Source organism: Mycobacterium sp. E1747 (assembly GCF_001667775.1).
Taxonomy (GTDB): domain Bacteria; phylum Actinomycetota; class Actinomycetes; order Mycobacteriales; family Mycobacteriaceae; genus Mycobacterium.
In genome coordinates this window covers 56,283-62,282 of the sequence record NZ_LZJI01000004.1, presented here as the reverse complement: position 1 = coordinate 62,282, position 6,000 = coordinate 56,283, and the positions used below count along the sequence as shown (strand labels likewise).

2 protein-coding genes and 2 rRNA genes are annotated in these 6,000 nt (G+C 60.9%); 2 read left to right on the top strand and 2 right to left on the bottom strand.

Going from position 1 to position 6,000, the window contains the following annotated elements; all coding sequences use genetic code 11:
- The first annotated feature begins 363 nt into the window (after window positions 1–363).
- Window positions 364–1,863: a DNA-3-methyladenine glycosylase 2 family protein gene (locus A5695_RS00510; protein WP_068076988.1), complete on the top strand. Its 1,500-nt coding sequence runs from the start codon at window positions 364–366 to the stop codon at window positions 1,861–1,863.
- Window positions 1,860–2,363: a methylated-DNA--[protein]-cysteine S-methyltransferase gene (locus A5695_RS00505; protein WP_068076987.1), complete on the top strand. Its 504-nt coding sequence runs from the start codon at window positions 1,860–1,862 to the stop codon at window positions 2,361–2,363. The genes A5695_RS00510 and A5695_RS00505 overlap by 4 nt, the downstream gene beginning before the upstream one ends.
- Before the next feature lie 60 nt (window positions 2,364–2,423).
- Here the strand turns inward: A5695_RS00505 and rrf are convergent.
- Both rrf and A5695_RS00495 read right to left on the bottom strand, forming a co-directional pair.
- Window positions 2,424–2,536, bottom strand: a 5S ribosomal RNA gene (gene rrf / locus A5695_RS00500).
- A gap of 94 nt (window positions 2,537–2,630) precedes the next feature.
- Window positions 2,631–5,728, bottom strand: a 23S ribosomal RNA gene (locus tag A5695_RS00495).
- Window positions 5,729–6,000 lie beyond the last annotated feature (272 nt).

Below are 6,000 nucleotides of genomic sequence, written 5' to 3'. Positions count from 1 at the left end.
CATTACTCGCTCGGGTCGGAAATCAATCCGTCAGGATGCGTCGGCGGTCTCGGCGGGGCGAGCGCGGGTGTGCCGGGCGCGGGGGCGTCCGCCGGACCCGGCGGCGCGGGGGCCTGCGCCGGCGGCGTCTGCGTCGGAACCCCTCCCGCCCCGTAACCGGCTACGAGCGCAATCAATCAACGGTCGCCGGGGTAGTAGTTGAATCAGGTATAGCGCCGACGCCTCCGCGAGTTGCACAAGCTCGTCGTCTTGGGTTGGAAGAATTGGGAGCCGGGCAGTGGGGATGATCTGGGATTGCGGTGACCCACTGCCATGTCGCTTTTCCGCCAGTGTTGTCACCGGGCGGGTGTAAGTCTTACAAGCGTGCACGACGACTTCGAACGCTGCTACCGCGCCGTCCAGTCCAAGGACGCCCGGTTCGACGGCTGGTTCGTCACGGCGGTGCTGACCACCCGGATCTATTGCCGGCCCAGCTGCCCGGTTCGGCCGCCGTTTGCGCGCAACGTGCGCTTCTATCCGACCGCGGCCGCCGCCCAGCGGGCCGGATTCCGGGCGTGTAAGCGTTGCCGCCCCGACGCCTCGCCCGGGTCGCCGGAATGGAATGTGCGGGGCGACGTCGTCGCGCGGACGATGCGTTTGATCGCCGACGGGACGGTGGATCGCGACGGCGTCGGCGGCCTGGCGGCGCACCTCGGCTACACCACCCGCCAGCTGGAGAGGCTATTGCAGGCCGAGGTCGGGGCCGGCCCGCTCGCACTGGCCCGCGCCCAGCGGGCGCAGACGGCCCGGCTGCTTGTCGAGACCACGGAGCTGCCATTCGGGGACATTGCGTTCGCGTCGGGGTTCTCCAGCATCCGGCAGTTCAACGACACCGTGCGCTCGGTCTTCGAAACCACACCGACGGAACTGCGCCGGCGGGCGGCGGTCCGCGCCGGGACCGGCACCGCTTCGCCGGGGGCGGTGTGCCTGCGATTGCCGGTCCGCACTCCGTTTGCCTATGAGGGCGTCTTCGGCCACCTGGCCGCCGCCGCCGTGCCCGGCTGCGAGGAGATCCGCGACGGTGCGTATCGACGCAGCCTGCGTCTCTCGTTCGGCAGCGCAGTTGTCGCACTCACCCCGGCCGTCGATCACGTCCGCTGCGCGCTGGTGCTCGACGACTTTCGCGACCTCACCACCGCGATCGCCCGCTGCCGCCGGCTCCTGGACCTCGACGCCGATCCCCAAGCGGTGGACGACGCGCTGTCCGGCGACGCGAGCCTGCGTCCGGCCGTGGGAAAGGCTCCCGGACAACGCATTCCACGCACCGTCGACGAGGCCGAGCTGGCCTTGCGCGCAGTGCTGGGCCAGCAGGTGTCTACCAAGGCGGCCCGAACCCACGCCGGCCGCCTGGTCGCGGCCTACGGGCAGCCGATCGCCGACCCCGACGGCGGGCTGACGCATACCTTCCCGTCCGTGGAACAACTCGCGGAGATCGACCCCATCCACCTGGCCGTCCCCAAAACCCGACAACGAACGGTGAGCGCATTGGTCGCCGCCCTCGCCGACGGCAATATCGTCCTCGACAGTGGGAGCGACTGGGAGGCCGCCCGCCGACAATTGCTACAGCTACCCGGAGTGGGCCCATGGACCGCGGAGGTGATCGCGATGCGCGGCCTTGGTGACCCGGATGCCTTCCCGGCCACCGACCTTGGGCTTCGGTTGGCCGCCGAGCGGCTGGGCTTGCCGACCGACGAACGGCCTCTGGTCGCGCACGGCGCCCGGTGGCGCCCGTGGCGCTCCTACGCCACCCAGTACCTCTGGACCACCCTCGAGCATCCGGTTAACCGATGGCCACCACAGGAGCCCCAAAAGGAGACAGCATGATCGAGTACCGCACCATCGACAGCCCGATCGGGCCGTTGACCCTAGCCGGTCAGGACTCGGTTCTGACCATGCTTCGGATGGTCGACCAGACCTACGAACCCAGCCGCACCGGTTGGGCGCCGAATGCCGCGGCGTTCAACGAGGCCACCGACCAATTGAACGCCTATTTCGCCGGCGAGCTCACCGATTTCGATTTTACCTTCGAGCTGCGGGGCTCCGAATTTCAGCGGCGCGTGTGGAAGGCGCTTCAAACAATTCCTTATGGCGAGACCAGGTCCTACGGAGAGATCGCGGAACAAATCGGCGCCCCCGGTTCCGCGCGCGCCGTGGGACTCGCGAATGGCCACAATCCGATCGCGATTGTGGTTCCCTGTCATCGCGTCATCGGCGCCAACGGAAGCCTTACCGGATACGGCGGTGGCCTCGACCGCAAGCGAATGCTGCTCGCGTTGGAAAAGAAACGCGTATCGGCGAATGCGGCTTTGACTCTGTTTGACTAGGAATTCGTCGTAACCGGGAAATGCAAAAACACCCCCGTTGCCGGGGGTGTTTTTGTGTATGTTCGGCGGTGTCCTACTTTTCCACCCGGATGGGCAGTATCATCGGCGCTGACAGGCTTAGCTTCCGGGTTCGGAATGGGACCGGGCGTTTCCCTGTCGCTGTGGCCGCCGTAACTCTATTTAAATTTGGTTTCGGTGGGGGGTGTGGTGTTCAGAGCGTCCCTGCGACGAATAGTCGCTGGGACTGAACAGTGGTTGCGATTGCGTGTTGGTAAGTTTTCGGCCGGTTAGTGCCAGTTCCCTGCACTCATTGCTGAGCTTCCAGGTCTGGCCTATCGATCCCGTGGTCTGCGGGGGGCCTTATCCCTCTAAAAGGGTGAGAAACCTGATCTTGGAGAAGGTTTCCCGCTTAGATGCTTTCAGCGGTTATCCTGTCCGAACGTGGCTATCCAGCGGTGCCCCTGGTGGGACAACTGGTATACCAGAGGTTCGTCCGTCCCGGTCCTCTCGTACTAGGGACAGGTTTCCTCAAGTTTCTGACGCGCGCGGCGGATAGAGACCGAACTGTCTCACGACGTTCTAAACCCAGCTCGCGTGCCGCTTTAATGGGCGAACAGCCCAACCCTTGGGACCTGCTCCAGCCCCAGGATGCGACGAGCCGACATCGAGGTGCCAAACCATCCCGTCGATATGGACTCTTGGGGAAGATCAGCCTGTTATCCCCGGGGTACCTTTTATCCGTTGAGCGACACCCCTTCCACTCGGGGGTGCCGGATCACTAGTCCCGACTTTCGTCCCTGCTTGACTTGTAAGTCTCGCAGTCAAGCTCCCTTGTGCACTTACACTCAACACCTGATTGCCGTCCAGGTTGAGGGAACCTTTGGGCGCCTCCGTTACATTTTAGGAGGCAACCGCCCCAGTTAAACTACCCGCCAGGCACTGTCCGTGAACCCGATAAGGGTTCGACGTTAGGTGTCCAATACGATCAGAGTGGTATTTCAACAACGACTCCACAATTACTGGCGTAACTGCTTCAAAGTCTCCCACCTATCCTACACAAACCGTACCGAACACCAATACCAAGTTGTAGTGAAGGTCCCGGGGTCTTTTCGTCCTGCCGCGCGTAACGAGCATCTTTACTCGTAGTGCAATTTCGCCGAGTCTATGGTTGAGACAGTTGGGAAGTCGTTACGCCATTCGTGCAGGTCGGAACTTACCCGACAAGGAATTTCGCTACCTTAGGATGGTTATAGTTACCACCGCCGTTTACTGGGGCTTAAATTCTCCGCTTCACCTTACGGTTAACGGGTCCTCTTAACCTTCCAGCACCGGGCAGGCGTCAGTCCGTATACATCGTCTTGCGACTTCGCACGGACCTGTGTTTTTAGTAAACAGTCGCTACCCACTGGTTTCTGCGGCCGAATCCCGCTCCCACCGCAAGGGTGTTCACGGTATTCCGGCCCCCCTTCTCCCGAAGTTACGGGGGCATTTTGCCGAGTTCCTTAACCATAGTTATCTCGTACGCCTTGGTATGCTCTACCTGACCACCTGTGTCGGTTTGGGGTACGGGCCGTGTGTGTGCTCGCTAGAGGCTTTTCTTGGCAGCAGAGGATCACCGAATTCACCTCAACCGGCTATGCATCACCTCTCAGGATTAATGAGCGACGGATTTGCCTATCGCTCTCCCTACAGGCTTGCCCCAGTATTACCACTGACTGGTACGGCTACCTTCCTGCGTCACCCCATCGCTTGACTACTACCCACCCGGGTCCCACGCAGCCGGTAGTCTTCGCACCCCGAAGGGATTGATAGACCACCATTTGGGTGGTTAGCAGAATGGATTCGTCAGGGACGCCCACACACGGGTACGGGAATATCAACCCGTTGTCCATCGACTACGCCTGTCGGCCTCGCCTTAGGTCCCGACTCACCCTGGGCGGACTGGCCTGGCCCAGGAACCCTTGGTCTTACGGCGGGCAAGGTTCTCACTTGCCTTATCGCTACTCATGCCTGCATTCTCACTCCCCCAAACTCCACCACCGGTTACCCAGTAGCTTCTCTGCATGGGGGACGCTCCCCTACCCAACCTTGCGGTTGCCGCGGCTTCGGCGGTGTGCTTGAGCCCCGCTACATTATCGGCGCACAATCACTTGACCAGTGAGCTATTACGCACTCTTTCAAGGGTGGCTGCTTCTAAGCCAACCTCCTGGTTGTCTCTGCGACTGCACATCCTTTTCCACTTAGCACACGCTTAGGGGCCTTAGCCGGCGATCTGGGCTGTTTCCCTCTCGACGTACGGAGCTTATCCCCCGCCGTCTCACTGCCACGCTATACACCACGGCATTCGGAGTTTGGCTGACGTCAGTAACCTAGTAGGGCCCATCGGCCATCCAGTAGCTCTACCTCCGTGGTGAAACACGTAACGCTGCACCTAAATGCATTTCGGGGAGAACCAGCTATCACGGAGTTTGATTGGCCTTTCACCCCTACCCACAGCTCATCCCCTCAGTCTTCAACCTAAGTGGGTTCGGGCCTCCACGCGGTCTTACCCGCGCTTCACCCTGGCCATGGGTAGATCACTCCGCTTCGGGTCCAGAACACGCCACTACACCCCAAAGGGGATGCGCCCTATTCAGACTCGCTTTCGCTGCGGCTACCCCGCACGGGTTAACCTCGCGACGTGTCCCTGACTCGCAGGCTCATTCTTCAAAAGGCACGCCATCACCCCACAAGGAGGCTCTGACGGATTGTAGGCACACGGTTTCAGGTACTCTTTCACTCCCCTCCCGGGGTACTTTTCACCATTCCCTCACGGTACTAATCCGCTATCGGTCATCGAGAAGTATTTAGGCTTACCGGGTGGTCCCGGCAGATTCACAGCAGATTCCACGGGCCCGCTGCTACTCGGGTGTTGATATAAGGCAGGTGCCGGGTTTTCGCGTACCGGGCTTTCACCGTCTACGGCGGGCCGTCCCAGGCCACTTCCGCTAACCACGACACTTTCTGACTACCCCTCAGCCAGGTAGAGCTGAGACATATCAATCCCACAACCCCGCACACACAACCCCTACCCCGTTATCCATGCATGCGGTTTAGCCTGTTCCGCGTTCGCTCGCCACTACTGACGGAATCACAATTGTTTTCTTCTCCTACGGGTACTGAGATGTTTCACTTCCCCGCGTTACCTCCCGCACCCTATATATTCAGATACGGGTAACACGACATCACTCGTGCTGGGTTTCCCCATTCGGAAATCCTCGGATCAATGCTCGGTTGACAGCTCCCCGAGGCATATCGCAGCCTCCCACGTCCTTCATCGGCTCTCGATGCCAAGGCATCCACCATGCGCCCTTAAACACTTACTTACACACAAGAGTTAAAAAAGAAATTACACATTTCAACGAACACGCCACCGTTGCCGGCAACGCATCCGTCTAGATGCTCGCAACCACTATCCAATACTCAAACACCACACCCCACCACCAAGATGGAGGGACAACCACACGGACTGGCCGAGTGTTGTCTCAGGGCCCAATAGTGTGTCTGGCAATCATTTGCTGTTGTGCACCCGGCTCCCGCCCACTACAGGCGAGAACCCCGCACGGCTCGCACCCCACCAATTGGGGTGCTTTTCGTG